The organism is Vibrio chagasii (genome assembly GCF_002954585.1).
In the GTDB taxonomy this organism is placed as follows: Bacteria; Pseudomonadota; Gammaproteobacteria; order Enterobacterales; family Vibrionaceae; genus Vibrio; species Vibrio chagasii_A.
The window spans coordinates 1,379,541-1,397,906 of record NZ_MSCI01000001.1 but is presented as its reverse complement, the minus strand read 5'-3'; the positions used below and the strand labels follow the sequence as shown (position 1 = coordinate 1,397,906).

The window sequence follows — 18,366 nt, the reverse complement described above, 5'->3', positions numbered from 1 at the left end:
GCGTTGCTCAAGCCGATCTGCTTACAACGACTTCTTCAAAGCGCCTCTCAACGTATTCAGTTTGATTACTTATCTAACAAAAAATCTAACGCTAATTTGTAGCCTTTCGTACCCATACCTATGATGGTGCCTGCAGCGACAGGCGAGATGTACGAGTGATGGCGGAAAGCTTCGCGTGCATGCACGTTAGAGATGTGTACTTCAACCACTGGTACCTCAACCCCTTTGATCGCATCGTGAAGAGCAATCGATGTATGCGTGTAAGCGCCCGGGTTAAATACAACGCCAGCGCATTCACCTTGAGTAAACTCACGGCCCGCTTTGTGGATAGCATCAATTAGGCTGCCTTCAGTATTGCTTTGAAAACACTCAGCGTCATAACCGTACTCCGCTGCGACTTTGCGGCAGTTTTCTTCTACGTCAGCCAGTGTTTCGTAGCCGTATTGTGCAGGCTCACGTGTGCCAAGTAGGTTTAGGTTTGGTCCGTTGAGTATTAAGATTTTTTTCATTGAGTCATTGTCCTTAACGTAAATTCTCAAGCTGTGTTTGCTTAAAAGTATTGAGTTGTTGAGTTGAAACTTGGGCACCGGTGAACAGGGTGAACGCATCGTGCGCTTGATGGAAAAAGAGCTCAAAGCCACTCAACGTATTGATAGATTTTAGCTGTGCGGCTTTTAGAAACTCTGTCTCCCGCGGTGTGTATACGGCATCAAAACACCAAGCCTGATCCTGCAACCAAGAGGCTTCAATTGGGCAACCGGGTGTTTGATAGTGACCGATGGGCGTGCAATTGAGGACACCTTCTGCTTTTTGTACCGCTGTTTCTAGCGTCGTTTCATTCAAACATACGGTATCTACATTCTCAGCCGCAAGCAGCTTCGCTAGGCTATTCATTTTTGTTAGATCCCGGTCATATATTGCGATCTCTGTCGCACCGAGATCGGCAAGTGAAAAGCAAATCGCTTTGCCGACGCCACCACAACCGCTGCATCGCTCTCAAAAATCAGCACTAATTACTACACAAGAATTGCCTTATTACGAATTCGGTTAAGGCTGAGATCAAGGTAGAGGCAAGGGACTCATTTCCAGTTTTTTCTAAAAGCTTCGTCTTTTTGACTTTGCCGTCGTCTTACGGGCATTTATGCAATTCATCTTATTTGTAAAAGATGATTGAGAAACTAACTGAGGACAGACCATGACAGCGTTTAAGAGTACATCGAACTGCGGTGATAATGCGTTTATTAAAAGCAAACCGCAGATGCTTATGAATATGTATAACACCACAGATGTATTCCCATATTGGGTTGCCGATATGGATTTTCAGATAGCGGAACCCATTACCCAAGAGCTGAATCGTTTGGTCGGACGCGGCGTGTACTCTTACGAGTTTCATGAGCAAGCGGTGTTTGAAGCTCTTTCAAAATGGTATGCAAAGCGTCATGGGCTAAATCTTTCAGCGGACAAATTTGTGCAGGTGCCGGGTGTGCTCTCTGGTATTGCCTTGTTAATGCGCCAATTCACCAACGAAGGTGATGGCGTGCTTATTCATACGCCAGCCTATCACCAGTTTTCTAACTTGGTGAACAAAGCCGGTCGCGAGGTAGTGAAAAGCCCGTTGGTAAATGATGGCCAAAGTTACCAAATTGATTTCGAGGGGATGGAGCAACAGATCGTCGACCATCAAGTGAAGACGATGATTTTCTGTAACCCGCACAACCCAACGGGTCGCGTATGGACAGCGCAAGAAATAGAGCAAGTTGTTGAGTTCGCTAAGCGTCATGATGTTCTGGTCATCAGCGATGAAATCCATTCCGACATTATTTTTGAAGGCCATACTTTCACGAGCTTGACCAGTTTCGATTACGACAAGGTGATCACCCTGATTGGTTCACCGGCGAAAACCTTTGGCATGCACAGCATCTCTAACGGCTATGTTTACACCAATAATGAAGCCCTATTTGAAGCGTTTAAAGCCAACGTAGCGGCGATGTACCTTGACCACGGTAACGCTTTGACGACATTTGCGACCATTGCTGCTTTTGAAAAGGGGGAAGAGTGGCTGGAGCGTATGACTGGCGGTTTTTTTTTGTCTGTGTAATCCTACTCACGGTTTCACCAAGCAGTTCAAGACAGCGCAGAATGATTATAGAGATTGATTGGCAGAGAGTTATGTTTAGCGTCCCACTGAATAGTTTTGTACATCGTGTGAGTGATAAGAGCCAAGTAATAGCGAACGCTGCTGAGTGTGGATGTCAGTTGAAGCGAGTTCGTCGCTCACGCAACTGGTTATTGGTGGCTCAAGAGCATCAATTGATCGAATTCAAAGCTTTGTTAACTCATGAAAAAGACGGCTGGATAGCAGTAGCCATAGACAAGGTACTGCCAAAACCTGTGGTGTGTTTGGCGTCGCTGTTAGCCGCAACTCCTTCTATGACAGTTGCTCAATTGGTCATGGAGTCTGGGTGTTCTATGGCCGAAGCACGACGAGCCATTGATGACTATGAAGGGCTATAGATAAGTTATGAGTGCTTAGAAAAGTACCGAGCAGCAAAAAGCCCGTAACGATATGGCGTTATTTCAGCGCGATATCGTTACGGGCTTTATCATCTGAGTTTCTGTGAAACCAGCGAGAGAATTAAAGTCGAATTAAGAGTTGGCGATTTTTACACGAATCGTGTTTTTGCCAAGCTTGGTCATGTGCAGCTTGTCTAGTGCAGTTTTCGCTTCTTCTTGCTCTGGCATTTCAACGAAAGCAAAACCTTTTGAGTAGCCAGTTTCTTGGTCTAATACTAGGTTGCATGCTTTTACTGAACCGAACTCAGAAAATAGTACACGGATGTCTTGCTCTGTTGTTGAGCGAGATAGGTTACGAACTAGAAGTTTCATAATGAACCTTGAATATGAATTTACATCGCGCATTGTCGCACACTTTGAAGGTCACCCTTACAAAATAATTTAAGATCTCATTTGTTTGGGTAGCCAAAATCTGCGACAGCACTTTGAGTTGTTTGGTGTGATTATTCGTCGTCGAACTGTTTGATGGTGAAGGCGTCTTCGATTCGGTTCAGCTCTTCTTGTTCTTTCTGACGAAGCTCTTCTTGGCGAGCTGTTTTCATCTCATTGAGACGTTTCTTCTCTGACTTGGTCAGGAATTTAACGGCTTTTTTGTTGGTTAATGCGTAAGCAGCTACGTCTTCACCTTTTTCTCTGCGCTCGTTTACGCGTTGTGAGAAACGTTCATTGTCGCGAGCCTTACGCTCCGCTGAGGTTAACTTGCTCATGCTTTAAAGCCTTTTTAATTTATCGTGGTAGGGAATCTACACGTGGCGAAACAAAGGGGTATTCATCAGTATGAGGTATTAGCCATTTGTACGCTGGTGGCGCATCTTAGCATAGTGGGGAAGCATGTAGGCATGCTATTCGAGGGATTAAACGAAACAGCCCACAACGTGCAGTAGTGGGCTGGATTCTAAAGCGAGTGATTCAGATTGAATTGAAAGGCGAGTTGTCTAAATCTTTTCGATGTACAGGATGACTTCTCCGACTTTAAAGCCAAACTTAGACATCTCTGTTTTATTGAACAATCGCTTTTCGTCCATCAAGAACATCCAATCATCCAATGTAACTTCATAGGTACTGCCGTCGACTTCAATTTCTAAATCGTACTTCCAGTAGAGCGCAGAGCCTTGGGTTTCACCATAAGCGGTTCCTACAACATCGTTAGCGGTGCCTGAGTAGGTGTTGTCGCCGGTTTTTATCAGGTTCCACACTCGAGTTGAGCGTTCACCATCGGCAAATGAGAACCACTCTTTGATTTCACCATTATTACCTTCCCACGTAGCGATGAGTTTAGCATCGAAGCGTCGTAGCAAGTTGCCGGAGCGGTCGAGCACCATACCGTAGGCCATTAACTCGCCATTGAAGAAGGACTCAAGCTTGAGCTCTGGTGTTGTGTCGACATGATTATCAAGGCTGGCAGAGCCGCAACCTATTAGCCAACTAAGAGACAGTATTGCGAGAGCAAATTTGATTATTTTTGTTTTTGGATTCATTTATTCAAACCTAATAGTTGTTTGCGTAGGCCAGGTTCGGAGGTGTTTTCAGATAGCCAGATCGCTAGGAAGGCATCGCCAAATTGTTTGTCTTGAATGACACCAATAGGCTGCTCATCGAAGTAAAAGCGGCTGACATTATCTTCTGCTACGCGAATCGTTAGTGTGCTTCCTGCTTCTACGTTGGGCCACATCGAGTAGAGGGGCTTCAACCAGCGTTCGATATTGCTGTTAGGGTAGCCGAGCTTGTTCCACTGATCCTCGGTTGCTTCGACTAGGTCCTTACTGTCTATCGCGCGGTAGTACTCTATTTTCAGGGCGCGTTCTGAACTCGAAGGTGCGGTGTAGAATTCAGCAGAGTAGAGGGTCCAAAATAGGTAACTCATTTCCCCTTGTCCGCGCTTATTTAAATCGTCGACAGCAGAGGCGCGAGCTTGCCCGGCAAACAGTAATGCTGCGATTAATAGAGAGAGAGTGAACGCACCTAGAAATGCTCTTGTGTAGTGATTGTTTGCAGCTGTTAGAGTGTTAGATTGGGCACACGCGTGACTCTCAGTGCTCTTTGAATGGAGCGCCTGTGTCCGTTTGAGTGAGTAAGCCATAAGTCACCTCGTTGTCCTTGCCATTGTCGGTTTCATTAAGTTGGAGTAGGCGGCCACAAGAAGAGGCAAAAATATCCCCCAACTCAACGCAAGGGCAGCAACTACCGATGCATCTGGCCAAGTAGCAAGGAGGGCTCCCGCTTTGATTCCTCCCCAATAGCTACTAGTACCCGCTACGAACCCTAAGGCGAACAAGATCACTTTTGAGCATTTTAAGAGCCAGTTAAGGCTGTGGTTGAAACTAATCAAGAACATGATCCATAGGCAGACGAGCCATACAGGGAACCATGATTGATTGGCAATGGCAGGGTCGACGGTGAAGACGCCGAAGTGAAGCATGAGGCTATCAAGCAGTAACCCCAATGGTAATAAAACGAGTATTTTAAGGTCGCTGTGGCGAGTCGGTGACAATAGGAAGTGAATGATCACCAGCAGCGGTGTTACGAACGGGGCTTGAGCGGTGAAGAACGCGCTACAAACCCAGGTCGCTTGAAACAGAATGAGATTAATAATCCAAAACCGTTTCATCTTTCGCTCCAAAGTAACGAGGTTTTCTTGCCACTAAATGGTGAGTACTGATCACTCGCTCTTTGAATGCACCTTCACAGTAGCAGAAGTAGAAGGTCCACAGGCGCTTGAACTCTTCTGAATAGCCCAGTGATTGCAATTCTTCCCAGCTGTTTTGAAAGGCAACGTTCCAGTCGTTCAATGTGCGAGCGTAATGCAGACCAATATCGTCAATTTCTTGAACGACAAGGTCTGTGCTGGTCGCAAGATGTTGGGTCATCACTGATACCGAAGGTAAGCAGCCGCCAGGGAAAATGTACTTTTGGATAAAGTCGACGCCTTTGCGGTACTTTTCATAACGCCCATCGGCGATGGTAATCGCTTGTATCAACATTTTGCCGGAAGGCTTCAACAATGAAGAGCATTTCTCAAAGAAGGTTTGCAGGTATTCATGTCCCACCGCTTCTATCATCTCGATGGAAACCAACTTATCGTATTCACCCGTTAGGTTGCGATAGTCTTCTTTGAGTAGAGTTATTTTATCGGTTAAGCCGAGCGATTTTACGCGCTGCTCTGCCAACTCGTGCTGTGCATCTGAAATAGTCGTCGTCGTGACGTGGCAGCCATAATGCTGTGCCATGAAGATTGCTAAACCACCCCAGCCAGTGCCAATCTCGACCACACTGTCTGCCTCAGATAGTTCTAGACGCTCACAGATGGTTTTCATTTTGTTCTGCTGTGCTTTCGAAAGGGTTAATGCATCTTCGCTGTAGATAGCCGACGAGTACTGCATTGATCTATCAAGAAAACGTTCGTATAGCTCATTACCGATGTCGTAGTGAGCCAAAATGTTTCGCTTAGAGCCTTGCTCGGTGTTGGCGTTTTTGCGACGAAGCAGTAGATTCTTAATGCGAGAAATCCACTGAGTTTTGTCGTCTAGCTCATCTAACTGGGCTTGGTTACGAGCCATAATCTGTATAACGCGGGTTAGGTCTGGACTGGTCCATTTACCGTCTATATACGCTTCGGATGCCCCGATACTGCCGTTGACAACCACGTCTCTAAAAAAGGTCGCATCATGAATCACAATTCGACCTTTCAAATTTGCTTCTCTGTCTCCAAACACCGAATGCTGGTCTCGCTCGATGATTTCCAGCGTTGCAAATTGCAGGCGCTCTAGGACCTTAAAGATTAAAGCTCGATACTTACAGTTGCTTGAAACAGCAACGGCTTTAGCTTGTTGTTCAATGTTGTTGTTTTGTTTTGCAAGCTGTTCCATGTCAACCTCGCTGAGAATTCATTCTAACTTTTTTGCCAACTAAGTTGGGTGGCATTCGTTGGTTTGAGCACACTCGCAACATAATTGAGTATTGATTTTGGCGCTTAAGGTGTTGAGTCAGGGTGCGCCACAAACGGTACTTTTTTCAGGAATAACTTGAGAGCCTGATAATAAATCCCCATCACCACTTTCACTGTCATTGCAGGGATCTTTAATACCGTTCGCCTAATGTTTGTTTTCGTTACTGACTGCTTAGTCAGCGCTAGTGTCGCATCGAATATTCGTTCGCTTCGACGGCTTTCGATGTGGACAAGCGTTCGTTTCGCTGGTGGCTTAATTTTCCAAAAATAGGTCATGTTTAAATCCATGAACGGCGAAACGTGAAAATCTTTTTTAACTTTTAACTCTTGGCGCATGTCGATCAGATAATAATGTCTCTCTCGCCAAGGTGTGTTGCTAACCTCGGCCAACATATATCGACACTCGTCTGCTTCGTCGTAACAGAAAAAGCAGTTAATTGGACTAAAGTAAATACCTAAACATCGGCATTGAGCCAGCATTGTTACTCGGTTTACATCAGACCAAGCGCCACCAAGCTGTTGTACTTTGGATGCTATACGTTGTTTTAGAGATTTAGGTTCATCGCTAATCGCATTTTCTTCTTTTTCAGCAAGATAATCCGATTCGACAAAGCGAATCGGGTTGTACCAGCGAGTCCCAAACAGCACACTTCTCGCAGTGGTCTTAGGCAGCTCATCGAGATCTAGCCCCATCATGTAGAGCTGGTAGCTGAACTCATGGGGGATATCACCAAAGCGGCGATGTCTGACGTTTCCCCAATAAATACCGCTGAACTCTTCACTCTGTTCAGATGCTATTTCTGTGTTGGACGCTAGGGCCTCGGTGTTCATTGTGCTGTGCTCGTGCTGAGATCCAGACCAAAGCGCTTGGTCACATCCAATGCGCTATGCACGCCATCTTCGTGGAACCCGTTGTACCAATACGCGCCTGCGAAATGCGTATTCTGTTTACCGCAAATGCGGTCACGCTGTTGTTGTGCATTGACTGTGTTGGAGTTCAATACTGGGTGGTGATACACAAAGCTTCGGATGATCTTTTCTGGAGCAATGGCTTCACTCTGGTTTAAGGTCACGCAGAAGGTATCTTTGCTCTCTATTCCCTGCAGAATATTCATGTTGTAAGTGACACAAGCTGGTCGCTTGCTATTACCATCCAGCATGTAGTTCCAACTTGCCCACGCCAGCTTTCTGTCTGGTAGCAAGCTGGTATCGGTATGAAGAACTACTTCGTTGCGGCTGTAGGGTATTTCACCCAATACCTTTCTCTCCTCAGGTGTTGCATCGCCTAGCAGTGCTAACGCTTGGTCTGAATGGCAAGCGAAAATCACCTCATCAAATTGCTTTGTTGCACCGTCTTCAAATTTGATAGTCACGCCGGTTTCATGGCGAGTGACTTGTTGAATCGATGTGTTTAATGCCACTGGCTTGCTTAGGCGAGAAAGGATGATCTCAACATAAGAACGAGAACCTTTTGGAATCACATACCATTGAGGGCGATTGGTGATATCTAGCAGGCCGTGGTTGTAGAAGAACTGTATGAAGAACTTAAGTTCAAACTCTTCCATCTCTTCAAGGCTGGTTGACCAAATAGCCGCCCCCATTGGCAAAATGTAGTGTTGGCTAAAGAAGTCAGAAAATTGATTGTCACGTAGGAAACTGCCAAGGGTAACGTCAGGTGAGAAGCGATTACTTTCGAATTGAGCCTTACACAGTTTGTTGAATTTCAGAATGTCAGAGATTAACGACCAGAACTGCGGCTTGAAGATGTTGCTCCTCTGCGCAAACAGCGAGTTGATGCTGTGGCCATTGTATTCAAACTGAGTGGTTGTGTTGTGTACACTGAAGCTCATTTCTGTCGGTTGTCGTTCGACACCCAACTGTTCGAGTAGTTGATTGAAGTTTGGGTAGGTTCGATCGTTGAACACGATGAAGCCTGTATCAATCGAGAACGCCGAGCCTTGATGTTCAATATCAACGGTGGCGGTGTGCCCACCAACGTAATCATTTTTTTCGAATACTGTTACGTCGTGGTGTTTATCTAATATGTGCGCGCAAGTGAGTCCAGAAATGCCTGAACCAATAATGGCGATTTTCTTCATTGTTATACCATCCTTGAAGCGAGTTTTTGCCAAACTGAAGTTGGAAGCATTCTTAATAGCTTCATCAACATGATGAATCGTCGAGGGAAATCGATCTCGCTCTTTCCTTGAGCAATTCCGTTAACGATTCGCTGAGTTGCAGCCTCACTACTTATAATCATAGGCATAGCGAACGTGTTTCGCTCGGTTAATGGTGTTTCCACAAAGCCAGGATGCACAATTGAGACATGAATATTATGCTTGGCAAGATCAACCGAAAGTGTTCTTCCTAAGTAAGTGAGTGCTGCTTTTGAAGCGCCATAAGCCTCAGCTCTTGGCAGAGGCAGAAAGCTAGCGCTAGAGCTTACTAAAACTAAGCGTCCGCCGGGTTTAATGTTTTTTAACCAAGACTTTAGAGCGTAACCAATAGAGATTAAGTTAATGTTGATGACGCGCTCAAAAAGCTCCGCATCAAAGTTGACTGGGTCATCGATGTATTCACAGTCGCCTGCATTGAGAATCAGGAGGTCAAGTGGATTGTCTTGGTCAAGCTCCGGAAAGTGGTGATAATCCGTCAGGTCAAAGCACAGAGGGGTAATAGAGGACTCTGTGATGTCAGTTTCGTGCGAATCGACTAGAGTCTGTAACTTATCTTGGCTACGACCGCACGCAATGACTTGATGTCCTTGCTGGGCATAATCGAGAGCGAGTGATTGGCCGATACCAGAGGTAGCACCTGTAATCATAATATGCATTATCGGCTCGCTCTTTTCTTAATGGATTTGATGGCGCAGCCCAACACCGGAATATGTTCATACAACATAGAGCCGACATCGAGATAGTCTCTGTGGTAAATCACTTGATCATCGAGCATTTTTAGATGGCTGTGGCCTTGCACTTCGATAGGCTTCTGCCCATTAAGTTGCTTGTGTACAAAGTGCATTGTCCAATACACCGATGCTTCTCCGTTGACTTCAAACGTGTGCTCGATGTGAAAGTTACAGCTAGTCACTTGGGTGTAAATGTTGTCGAAATAATGAGTTAGCGCTGCGATCCCGCTGACATGATGCAGCGGGTCTTGGAATTCGATATTAGGGTGATAAACCGTCTTTAGCACGTCGAAATTGTCCGTTCCGAGCTCTCGATACATGTTGAGAAAGTTATCAAGCCATAGAGAGTTATCCATAATATTCACTCTAATTATTTGAAAAAGGCTAAGGCTCTCAATCGTGCTTCTTTATGTTCAACGATGGGTTGCCAGTATTCACTGTTTATTCCGTTTTTTGCTATGTAACCATGTGGGAAGTGCACATGCTTGTCTGGAATATTTTTCAGCTCTGGTATGTACTTACGGATAAAAATTCCTTTCGGATCAAACTTTTCACTCTGTGTGATCGGATTGAAGATTCGGAAGTAAGGTTGTGCATCACAGCCGGTACTTGAAGCCCACTGCCAGCCGCCATTGTTGGCACTAAAATCACCGTCAATTAGGTGTTCCATAAAGAAGCGCTCACCCCAACGCCAGTCAATCAACAAATGTTTAGTTAGGAAGCTAGCGACTACCATTCTTAACCTGTTGTGCATCCAGCCAGTTTCAACCAGTTGACGCATGGCCGCATCAACTAGGGGGTAGCCTGTTTTCCCTTCACACCACGCTTTGAAGCTCGGATGATCTTTATACCAATCTAAGCCGTTGTATTTCTGCTGAAAGTTAGCGCCTTTAACCAGTTTAGGGTGATGGAACATCAAATGCTTATAAAAATCTCGCCAAATTAGTTCATTAAGCCAAGAAAAAGCGGGCAGCTGGGTATCAAACAGTAAATCGGGTTGCTGTTGGATGAGCTGAATGGCTAACCATCTTGGGCTTACTGCACCAATTGCTAAGTAAGGCGATAAACCTGAGGTACCTTTTACTGAAGGGATATCTCTCAGGTGAGCGTAGTCGTTGACCTTGTTGGCTAGGAAGTTAGGTATCACATTGCCGAGTACGTCTTGGCTTAGTGGCCAACGGCTTGAGTCGACACGCGGAAAGTCGAAGTCATAGTCACTGGCAAGCTGGAGCGTTTGCAGGTTGTCAGGCAATAGGGCTTTAGCATTGTTTTTAGAAGTGAGCGCAGCAGGACTGCATTGAATGCCTTTTGCTTGCACTTCTTTTAACCAGGCATTTTTAAATGGCGTGAATACTTTGAACATCTCACCTTGCTGGTTAAGCACACTGCCTAGAGGGAGCATCACATCACAGTCACTGATCTGAAGATTTATACCGCTCGATATCAGTTGTTGGTCACGAGCTTGTTCATCGACCTCTGGCTCTGAATTGGCGAAAACAACCTGAGAACCGAGTTGTTGGTACAGCTCGGTCAACTGCTTGGCTTGATCATCAAAATCGGTCGCTTTGAGGTGCAGCAGGGTTATGCCCAAGTCGGCGAGTTCAGCTTCCAGTTGCTTTAAATGACGGAAGATAAAGTCTGCTTTAATAGGAGCAAGGTGATGCTGATGCCACTTTTGTGGTGTAGAAATAAAAACGGCGATTGAAACGCCGTTTTCGATTGCTGAGACGAGAGCTGGATTATCGTGAATGCGCAGGTCTCGTCTTATCCATAGAATGTCGCTCAATATCCGTATCTCAATTTAAGTTCTTGCGGGTGAGGGTTCAGGTAAACCTGTGATTGCAGATACTCGTTTGGGTATTCCATCAAGTAGTGATTGATCAGTGTTAGAGGCACTAATAGCGGAATCACGCCCTCTCTGAAGGAAGCAATCTGGTTAGATAACTCTTGCTTATTAGCACTGCTGAGCTGCTTCTTAAAGTAACCTTGAAGGTGTTGAAGCGTGTTGGCGTGCGTACCACGGTTTGCGTGGTGTGATAATGCCGTCATCAGTCCTTCGATGTACTTATCTGCAAGCTCATTTATCTCTAGCTCGTTGCCTGCTAGTAACTTGCCAAGGCTTTTGTAGCCTTCAACGTGATGACACATTACTAGATATTTGTGGGCACTATGGAACTGGATAAGCTTGTGCTTAGTAATTCCTTCATCTACTAGGTCTAACCACTTCTGATACGTGAAAACACGAGTCATGAAGTTTTCGCGCAAAATCGGATCGTTCAGGCGACCATTTTCTTCCACAGGCAGCAAAGGGTTGCCTTCCATAACTTGCTTAGTGAACATGCCAATACCTGTTGACTCAGAGCCGCGGCCGTGATGGTGATACACCTTAACGCGCTCCATGCCGCAAGTTGGGCTCTTTTGGCACACGATGAAACCAGCGATATGTTGGTTGTTCTTGGAGTAGTTTTGACCGAATTCGATTAGTTCATCAGTGACGTCGCCAGTACCATCAGGACGGGAAACGTGAATGATGTCGTCTAACATCCGTGTCTGACGAATAGTTGGGCGAGGCGTTGGCAAACCAACTGCCATTTCAGGGCACACTGGCTCAAGTTCAACATAATCTGCAAGGTCTTCAGTACAGAAGCGAGAACGTTTGTGGCCAGTATCGAACCTAACTTTATGACCGGCGACACATGCACTAATGCCTATTTTTATTTTTTTATCCATTGGTCAGTTCCTTACGCTCATTGCTCATTTTATTTCTTGTTATGTGGGATGTTGCTTACCCCACATTAATTTAGTCGTTTTTAAGATTGTTTCCTAGCCGACTTTAAAAGTTCTGTAATGTAACTTAATAAATGTATTTACCCAGTGGGTTGAACAGTTGGCTCACCCCTTTGGTGAAGTACAAGGCGTCGCTTGACACTGTCAGGCACACACACCCTTCTTTCGTTGCTGGCTGATGGGTATGATTTCCATCCAACCAAATGAAATCGCCTTTGTTGTAGACACCCATCTCATCTTCGAAACTGCCTTCTAATAATAGAGTAATCTCGAAGCCCTTGTGTGTGTGGCAAGGGACTTGTCCATCTTTGTCGATGTGCAACAAACTAGTGTGGTGAGCGTCATCTTCAAAATCGAGTCGTGCTCGAGATATTTTCCCGAGATTCATCCAGTCCTTTCTCGCGATTGAACTCAACGCACGTGGAATGGTGAAGGTAGTATCAGCGACTGTCACTTGTTCGGTTTTTAATTCCACCTCGATTGATTGCGACAAATCGGTAGTGATCTGATCAATCACATCAAAATCGAAATCTATGTCGTCGGCAAGGAAGCTATCTAGTTCGTTACTTGTTGCTGTTTGCTGCTCATCAAATACGCTGTCAGCTGCATTAGCCGTTAGCTGCTGCACCTTTGCCTGGCAATGTTCACATAGCTCGATATGGCTGGACACAATTAGGGAAACTGAGTCAGCAAGCGTACCATCAACAAAGTTTTTCAATATTGCATCGTTTGGGTGATGTTTAATCATGGCTTTGTTCCCCCATGTGAACCTTAAGTTTGGCTAGAGCGAGTCTTAAACGGGATTTCACGGTTCCAAGCGGGACGCCGAGTTGCTGAGCGAGTTGCTCTTGTGACAGCTCTTGGAAGTAAACGCCTTTCACTATGGTTTTCTGAGCTAAAGGGAGCTTCTCGATTTGCGTCATGACATGTCGGCTCATCAGATGATCGCCAAAAGGCAAATCTTCGTTTTGAGTCTCAGCCACCATAGCGTCTAATGGCCAAATGTCGTCAGCTATCGTTTGCTCTGCTTTTGCTTTTACTTTGCGAAGCATATCGAATGCTGCGTTTCGCATTACTGTGTAGACCCAAGTGGTCGCCGCACCTTTATCTTCGTTGTAGAGGTGTGCTTTCTTCCAAACATTCGTCATGGTGTCTTGGACCAGTTCATTTGCGGCTGCTTCGCCACCAAGTTTGCTAATTCCAAATCGTTTGATTTTGGGTGCAAAGAACTTGAACAAACAGGTGAATGCCTGCTTGTCTCGGTTTTCTCCCACCGAAATTAACCAGCTTGAGAGCTCTGTAGGTACCTTGTTTTCACTTGGTAATTTGTTGTCGGGAATGATGACATGCTCCTTGCCCTTCCCTTTGCTTCTGCTTTCCACTTGCATAGTCAGTAACCATCATGCGAATTTGAGTGGCACTACGTGCAAAGCATCAGTAGGGATCACTTTTGTTTAAATTAATTTTTACTATACAAAATTATAGTGAAAAAAAGTGTTTACTGCCCCGTAATGATTTGATTCAAAAAAGGAACTAGCGAGGGAAAACTCGCAGGTTCTGTAAATTCTGATTTCTTTTCTAACGGGATTGGCATCATTTCGAGCAATCGCGCACAAATCCACTGCGGGCTATCAAAATCTGGGGTCGGGTAGAGCGTTCTGATTGAGTCGTGGTCGCGGAACAACTGCACAAGAAATGCAGTAAAGACATTGGGCACATCATAGTCGAGCGCTGGCCAATGGGGTAAATCATGGAATTGGCTTTTAATCAGGCCGTCGCTTTGGCGATGTGAGGAGTGCAACTGCACTAAGTTTTGCCCTTCTACGTCGATCTCCAACAACTGATCATCCGACATGTTGAAATCGACAATCGTGACCTTAGTTCCCCACGTACTAAGATGTTCGGACTTTGTGTTGTCTTGCGTCGCGATGATAAAACCTTCGCCTTTGGCAGCGTGTGCCACCATGGTGAGATATTTTTGTTCGAAGATTCTTAGCCTTTGTCTCCCTCCTGGCAAAAGAAAGATGGGGAGGGGGAACACAGCAAGCTCTAGAGAAGACTCTACGGGTTTGTCTGTTTTGGCTTCTGTCCGCGTGGTCTTCCCAGTTGAATTCGGCACATAGCACTCCTTAGTTCAAAGATGATTTAGGAGGGTATACGGACTGTTTGAGAGGTTCGATCAATCTAGGTCAGAAGGTGGTTGTTTATTAATCGAAGTTGTTTGGCAAACCAGCTGCAATAGAAGGATATGTTTTTTGTTGCACTTGTTCATAAATTCATCGTTCGTCTCTTCTTTAGTCAATGTCATTAGGTAGTATATGGATAAATAGTAAGCGAGCAGAAAGGGTGGATGGCTGCTTCTTTCTAACTTTCTTCTTTACTTAACATCACATCGAAGGACTGGTCATGATTGTTATTTATGGTATCAAAGAGTGCTTAAACCCGATTAAGCTAGAGCTCTCTAATGTTTTGCAGCAGTGCTTAAATAGTGAGATGGGGTTGCCAGATGACAAGCGCGCGCATCGTTTTGTGCCATTAGAACGAGATGACTTCTTTTACCCAGAAGGGCGAACGCAGGCCTATACCGTTATCGAGATTAATATGATGGAAGGACGCGCTGTTAACACCAAAAAGCGCTTAATTAAGAAGATATTTTCTGAGATTGAAAAGCAGCTCTCTATCTCTCCGATCGATATTGAAATCACCATCAAAGAGCAGCCTTCACATTGTTGGGGTTTCCGAGGGATGACTGGCGATGAAGCACAAGATCTGAAGTACAAAGTGAACGTCTAGGTTTTGTCTGACGTCTCATTTTGCGTTCCCCAAACAACATTCAGCGGCTTTAAAAGCACGAAGCCGCTGTTGGAGGTAGCAGTTGAATGGGGAAACTTCTGAACTGTGATAGTGAAGCTCTTAACTATCGTCGCTCTCTTTTAAATATCGATGCCAATTGGCGTTGATGACATCAAAATGCTCTACGCAAAACTCCTTTCTGTCTTTCAGATAGGAGTTTTCTACTTCATCAAGTAAGTTTTTGTAGGCCTCGGGGTCGCTGCCATAGACCAAACATAGGGTTGAGAAGTAGCGCTGTAGGTCGAAGCTGTGCTCATCAATGTATTCACCCAAATCGTAATACTCTGGGCGGTCCTCTGATTCGAAGGCGAACATATCAGCTGCGCTTATCGCTGCATCCGTACCGTGTTCGACATAGTTGATAAGTAAGATGGTCGCTAAATTATCAACCGCGTCTTCTTCTTTACCTAGAATGGCTATTTGCTGATCTTCAACATAGGCATGGCCAGCCTCATGAATCAGCGTATGGAGCAAGGTATCGATGGCGCCAGTTTGCGCGGATTTCCCATACTCTTTTTCGTATTGGTTCTTTTCAAAATAGTTGAATGATTCGGCGTAGAAGCTGTAAGGAATCAGTACATGATGAGTTTGCGGGTCGTAGAGCGGACCCTCATCGCCACCATATTGAATGACCAAAGGCTGTTTGAACAGGAACAACTGATTCGATAGGTCTACCATGGTGTCATTAACGCCACTCTGCTCAATCTCTTGCTTAAGCTGTCTCTCTGTTTCGTCTTTAGGCGCTGAATACTCAATAATCAGATTGTTGTCGTGCATGCTTTCATTAGAGGCTTCGCTGGATGCATAACTTGTGGCAAATACAGAGCCAAGGACTAGGCTGTAGGTCAATACTCTTTGTTTCGGTGATGTCATTACGCTTCCTTGTGGTTGATATCTGATCGGCGGATTAGTGGCATTTTTTTATCGATGGGCTGATAGACAGCTTAGGCTGTTTTTTATTCCAAAGGCTATTTATCAGATAAATTTCGGTTCAGGTAAACCCTTGTGCTATACTCCGCGCCCCAATCCGAATTGGCTTGCTTAATCTTAGGAAATTATTATGAGTGCTAAAAACGAACTTCAACAAATTAACAACCGTTTAGACAAGTGTCGCCATAAGTTAGCGGCTGCTAAAGCTCGTAATGATCGTCCTGTTGTTCGTCAATTTGAAGACGAAATCAAAAAGCTAACAAAGAAGATTGCACAGCTTAAGCACAAGCAAAGCTACGATGTGAATCAAGAACGTAAGTCGTTGCTTGATATGCCATTTAGCCGCGAGATTACTAAAGCTGAGCAAGCGGATATGGGTAAACTGAAAAAGTCTGTAAAAGGATTAGTCGTTGTTCACCCAATGACGAAGATTGGTAAAGAGCTTCGTCTTGAGGTTATGACGGGTTATGCCCCTAAGAAATTCTAATTACCAGCGATGGTAATAAAAGAGGAGCTAGCGATAGCTCCTTTTTGCTTTTTTAGGTATTCAGAAAGGGTTAAATCGACGATAGCATCGGCGATAAGATAAACAGATAGGTGTTGATTTGGGTCATAGAATCTCTCATCGCCTACTAAAGTTAACGTGTTACTAACATGACACTTAGCTGACACGTTAGTGTGTTCGGTTTTCTAATCCAACAATTTCTCATCAATTTGCATAAATATAGGCTGAGCAAGACAAATACTTACAGATAAAACTAGACTCATTAGGGAAGATGAGAACGTAAAACAATAGAGGTTATATGAATCAATTAATTTCAATAGGGCCACTAGAATCTTTCTTAATCGCGATCAGCGTTTTGTTTCTAGGTCATTTTGTAAACGCAAAGCTACCGATTCTTAAAAAGTACAATATCCCAGAGCCCATTGTGGGCGGCTTAATTGTTGCTTTTGCGATTACAGGTCTGCATTTTAACGGCGTTGATCTAGAGTTCTCCCTACCTTTACAGAACACATTCATGCTGATGTTCTTTGCGACGGTAGGTCTTGCTGCTAACTACACACAGTTAATGAAAGGCGGTGCGAAGGTATTCTTGTTCTTGGGCGTCGCTTCGGTGTACATCATCATCCAAAATGGTGTGGGTGTGACGTTAGCTACCGCGCTTGGTCTTGAACCGTTAATGGGCTTGATTGCAGGTTCTATTACGCTATCTGGTGGTCACGGTACGGGTGCAGCTTGGTCGCAAACCTTTTCTGATACTTATGGCATTGCCAATACGCTAGAAATCGCGATGGCTTCGGCCACCTTTGGTTTGATCATTGGCGGTATCATTGGTAGCCCGGTGGCACAAAAGCTGATCGATAAAAACAATCTTGAATCAGAGTACGGCACGGGTACACAAACGCACGAGCGTTTCCCTGAGCTGGTGACATATAACGAGTATGAAGAAGACAAAGTGACAGCCAAGAAGGTGATTGAAGTATTGTTCATTCTCCTTGTCTGTATCACAGCTGCGAAATACCTAGAGCAGTGGGTAGCGACTTTCGAAATTTCTTGGTTGATGATTCCTGACTTTGTTTACGCTTTGTTTATCGGTGTATTCATCACTAATGTGTTTGAAGTGACGAAGCTGCATAAAACTGACAGCGAAACTGTTGATATTCTGGGTACTGTGTCATTGTCTCTATTCTTGGCGATGGCGTTAATGAGCCTCAAGCTGTGGAATATTTTCGACCTTGCGATCCCATTCTTGGTGATCTTAAGTGTTCAATCGGTGGTACTTGGTCTGTTCTCTTACTTTGTGACATTTAAAGTGATGGGTTCAAACTACGACGCAGCGGTTATGTCGGGTGGTCACTGTGGTTTCGGCCTAGGCGCAACACCTACAGCGGTAATGAACATGGGCTCCTTGGTAAACCGTTATGGTCCATCACCACAGGCGTTCATGGTGGTGCCAATCGTAGGCGCATTCTTCATTGATATCGTTAACCTGATTATCCTGCAAGGTTACATCTCGTTTATCGGTTAATGTAAACACTTCGCTTAACGCATAAAAAAGCCAGTCTATTGACTGGCTTTTTTTGTCTTGTAAGGCATGTTCTCTTATTTTTTAACTTCCCAAGCTTAGTCTAGAAGCTGCGTAGCAATATTGGCCAATCAGCATTTGAAATAAAAATCAGAGAAATATTCTCTAAATAGCCGGCAAACAAGAAAGTATCTTTTCATGAAAATCCGCTAGGACAACATGGAGTCTGGTAGAATTAAAATTATCTAATACTTTGAAAAATCTATGTAACTGTCCATATAATTTTCACACGATCGAAAATCTTGTTAATAAAAACATCATTTTCCGAATCAACAGAACTC

22 protein-coding genes and 1 pseudogene are annotated in these 18,366 nt (G+C 44.7%); 5 read left to right on the top strand and 18 right to left on the bottom strand.

The window, feature by feature from the left end; genetic code table 11:
- Positions 1 to 65: 65 nt before the first annotated feature.
- The gene (gene aroQ / locus BTO10_RS06520) at positions 66 to 509 is read right to left on the bottom strand and encodes a type II 3-dehydroquinate dehydratase (RefSeq protein WP_008216825.1); all 444 of its coding nucleotides are present in this window, start codon (positions 507 to 509) and stop codon (positions 66 to 68) included.
- Between the two features lie 13 nt (positions 510 to 522).
- Positions 523 to 894 carry a hypothetical protein gene (locus BTO10_RS06515; RefSeq protein WP_105024001.1) on the bottom strand — a complete coding sequence of 124 codons (372 nt, stop codon included), beginning with the start codon at positions 892 to 894 and terminating at the stop codon, positions 523 to 525.
- 301 nt (positions 895 to 1,195) lie between these two features.
- Between BTO10_RS06515 and BTO10_RS06510 the strand changes: the two are divergent.
- A pseudogene (locus BTO10_RS06510) lies at positions 1,196 to 2,071 on the top strand (MalY/PatB family protein); the annotation flags it as partial.
- Between the two features lie 98 nt (positions 2,072 to 2,169).
- Positions 2,170 to 2,514 (top strand): ribosome recycling factor family protein, encoded by a 345-nt coding sequence (locus BTO10_RS06505; RefSeq protein WP_105024000.1) that lies wholly within the window; start codon positions 2,170 to 2,172, stop codon positions 2,512 to 2,514.
- Between the two features lie 132 nt (positions 2,515 to 2,646).
- Here BTO10_RS06505 and BTO10_RS06500 read toward each other — a convergent pair whose 3' ends face one another.
- The 15 genes from BTO10_RS06500 to BTO10_RS06430 all read right to left on the bottom strand — a co-directional run bounded on the left by BTO10_RS06500 (position 2,647) and on the right by BTO10_RS06430 (position 14,334).
- Positions 2,647 to 2,886, bottom strand: coding sequence for an RNA recognition motif domain-containing protein (locus BTO10_RS06500; protein ID WP_105023999.1), 240 nt, complete (start codon positions 2,884 to 2,886; stop codon positions 2,647 to 2,649).
- Positions 2,887 to 3,017: 131 nt separating this feature from the next.
- Positions 3,018 to 3,281 carry a DNA polymerase III subunit epsilon gene (locus BTO10_RS06495; protein WP_102424279.1) on the bottom strand — a complete coding sequence of 88 codons (264 nt, stop codon included), beginning with the start codon at positions 3,279 to 3,281 and terminating at the stop codon, positions 3,018 to 3,020.
- A 228-nt stretch (positions 3,282 to 3,509) separates the two neighbouring features.
- The gene (locus tag BTO10_RS06490) at positions 3,510 to 4,052 is read right to left on the bottom strand and encodes a DUF3833 domain-containing protein (protein ID WP_105023998.1); all 543 of its coding nucleotides are present in this window, start codon (positions 4,050 to 4,052) and stop codon (positions 3,510 to 3,512) included.
- Positions 4,049 to 4,654, bottom strand: coding sequence for a chalcone isomerase family protein (locus BTO10_RS06485; protein ID WP_105023997.1), 606 nt, complete (start codon positions 4,652 to 4,654; stop codon positions 4,049 to 4,051). Before BTO10_RS06485 ends, BTO10_RS06490 begins: the two co-directional genes overlap by 4 nt.
- 3 nt (positions 4,655 to 4,657) lie before the next feature.
- Positions 4,658 to 5,182: a DUF2878 domain-containing protein gene (locus BTO10_RS06480; RefSeq protein WP_105023996.1), complete on the bottom strand. Its 525-nt coding sequence runs from the start codon at positions 5,180 to 5,182 to the stop codon at positions 4,658 to 4,660.
- Positions 5,160 to 6,440, bottom strand: a complete 1,281-nt coding sequence (locus BTO10_RS06475) for an SAM-dependent methyltransferase (RefSeq protein WP_105023995.1) — start codon at positions 6,438 to 6,440, stop codon at positions 5,160 to 5,162. The genes BTO10_RS06480 and BTO10_RS06475 overlap by 23 nt, the downstream gene beginning before the upstream one ends.
- A 104-nt stretch (positions 6,441 to 6,544) precedes the next feature.
- Positions 6,545 to 7,351, bottom strand: coding sequence for a DUF1365 domain-containing protein (locus tag BTO10_RS06470; protein ID WP_105023994.1), 807 nt, complete (start codon positions 7,349 to 7,351; stop codon positions 6,545 to 6,547).
- Complete coding sequence (locus BTO10_RS06465; RefSeq protein WP_105023993.1) at positions 7,348 to 8,619, bottom strand: NAD(P)/FAD-dependent oxidoreductase; 1,272 nt, start codon at positions 8,617 to 8,619, stop codon at positions 7,348 to 7,350. Before BTO10_RS06465 ends, BTO10_RS06470 begins: the two co-directional genes overlap by 4 nt.
- Before the next feature lie 2 nt (positions 8,620 to 8,621).
- On the bottom strand, positions 8,622 to 9,353 hold the full coding sequence (locus BTO10_RS06460; protein WP_105023992.1) for an SDR family NAD(P)-dependent oxidoreductase: 732 nt from the start codon (positions 9,351 to 9,353) through the stop codon (positions 8,622 to 8,624).
- Positions 9,353 to 9,784, bottom strand: coding sequence for a nuclear transport factor 2 family protein (locus BTO10_RS06455; RefSeq protein ID WP_004736993.1), 432 nt, complete (start codon positions 9,782 to 9,784; stop codon positions 9,353 to 9,355). The genes BTO10_RS06460 and BTO10_RS06455 overlap by 1 nt, the downstream gene beginning before the upstream one ends.
- 14 nt (positions 9,785 to 9,798) lie before the next feature.
- Positions 9,799 to 11,214 carry a deoxyribodipyrimidine photo-lyase gene (gene phrB / locus BTO10_RS06450; RefSeq protein WP_105023991.1) on the bottom strand — a complete coding sequence of 472 codons (1,416 nt, stop codon included), beginning with the start codon at positions 11,212 to 11,214 and terminating at the stop codon, positions 9,799 to 9,801.
- Positions 11,211 to 12,158: a YbgA family protein gene (locus tag BTO10_RS06445; protein WP_004736995.1), complete on the bottom strand. Its 948-nt coding sequence runs from the start codon at positions 12,156 to 12,158 to the stop codon at positions 11,211 to 11,213. The genes phrB and BTO10_RS06445 overlap by 4 nt, the downstream gene beginning before the upstream one ends.
- Positions 12,159 to 12,282: 124 nt before the next feature.
- Positions 12,283 to 12,963 (bottom strand): ChrR family anti-sigma-E factor, encoded by a 681-nt coding sequence (locus BTO10_RS06440; RefSeq protein WP_105023990.1) that lies wholly within the window; start codon positions 12,961 to 12,963, stop codon positions 12,283 to 12,285.
- Entirely contained in the window at positions 12,956 to 13,603 is a 648-nt protein-coding gene (locus BTO10_RS06435) for a sigma-70 family RNA polymerase sigma factor (RefSeq protein WP_004736997.1), read from the bottom strand. The genes BTO10_RS06440 and BTO10_RS06435 overlap by 8 nt, the downstream gene beginning before the upstream one ends.
- A 110-nt stretch (positions 13,604 to 13,713) precedes the next feature.
- Positions 13,714 to 14,334: an LON peptidase substrate-binding domain-containing protein gene (locus BTO10_RS06430; protein ID WP_105023989.1), complete on the bottom strand. Its 621-nt coding sequence runs from the start codon at positions 14,332 to 14,334 to the stop codon at positions 13,714 to 13,716.
- Between the two features lie 287 nt (positions 14,335 to 14,621).
- On the opposite strand from BTO10_RS06430, the gene BTO10_RS06425 reads away from it, so the two are divergent.
- On the top strand, positions 14,622 to 15,008 hold the full coding sequence (locus tag BTO10_RS06425; protein WP_004736999.1) for a tautomerase family protein: 387 nt from the start codon (positions 14,622 to 14,624) through the stop codon (positions 15,006 to 15,008).
- 120 nt (positions 15,009 to 15,128) lie between these two features.
- Here BTO10_RS06425 and BTO10_RS06420 read toward each other — a convergent pair whose 3' ends face one another.
- Positions 15,129 to 15,941: a DUF4344 domain-containing metallopeptidase gene (locus BTO10_RS06420; RefSeq protein ID WP_105023988.1), complete on the bottom strand. Its 813-nt coding sequence runs from the start codon at positions 15,939 to 15,941 to the stop codon at positions 15,129 to 15,131.
- 187 nt (positions 15,942 to 16,128) lie between these two features.
- Between BTO10_RS06420 and BTO10_RS06415 the strand changes: the two genes are divergently transcribed.
- Together BTO10_RS06415 and gltS are read left to right on the top strand one after the other, a co-directional pair.
- A complete protein-coding gene (locus tag BTO10_RS06415; RefSeq protein WP_004737001.1) occupies positions 16,129 to 16,485 on the top strand; it encodes a YibL family ribosome-associated protein in 357 nt (118 codons plus the stop codon).
- A 316-nt stretch (positions 16,486 to 16,801) separates the two neighbouring features.
- Positions 16,802 to 18,028, top strand: a complete 1,227-nt coding sequence (gltS, locus tag BTO10_RS06405; RefSeq protein WP_105023987.1) for a sodium/glutamate symporter — start codon at positions 16,802 to 16,804, stop codon at positions 18,026 to 18,028.
- The last annotated feature ends 338 nt before the right edge of the window (positions 18,029 to 18,366 follow it).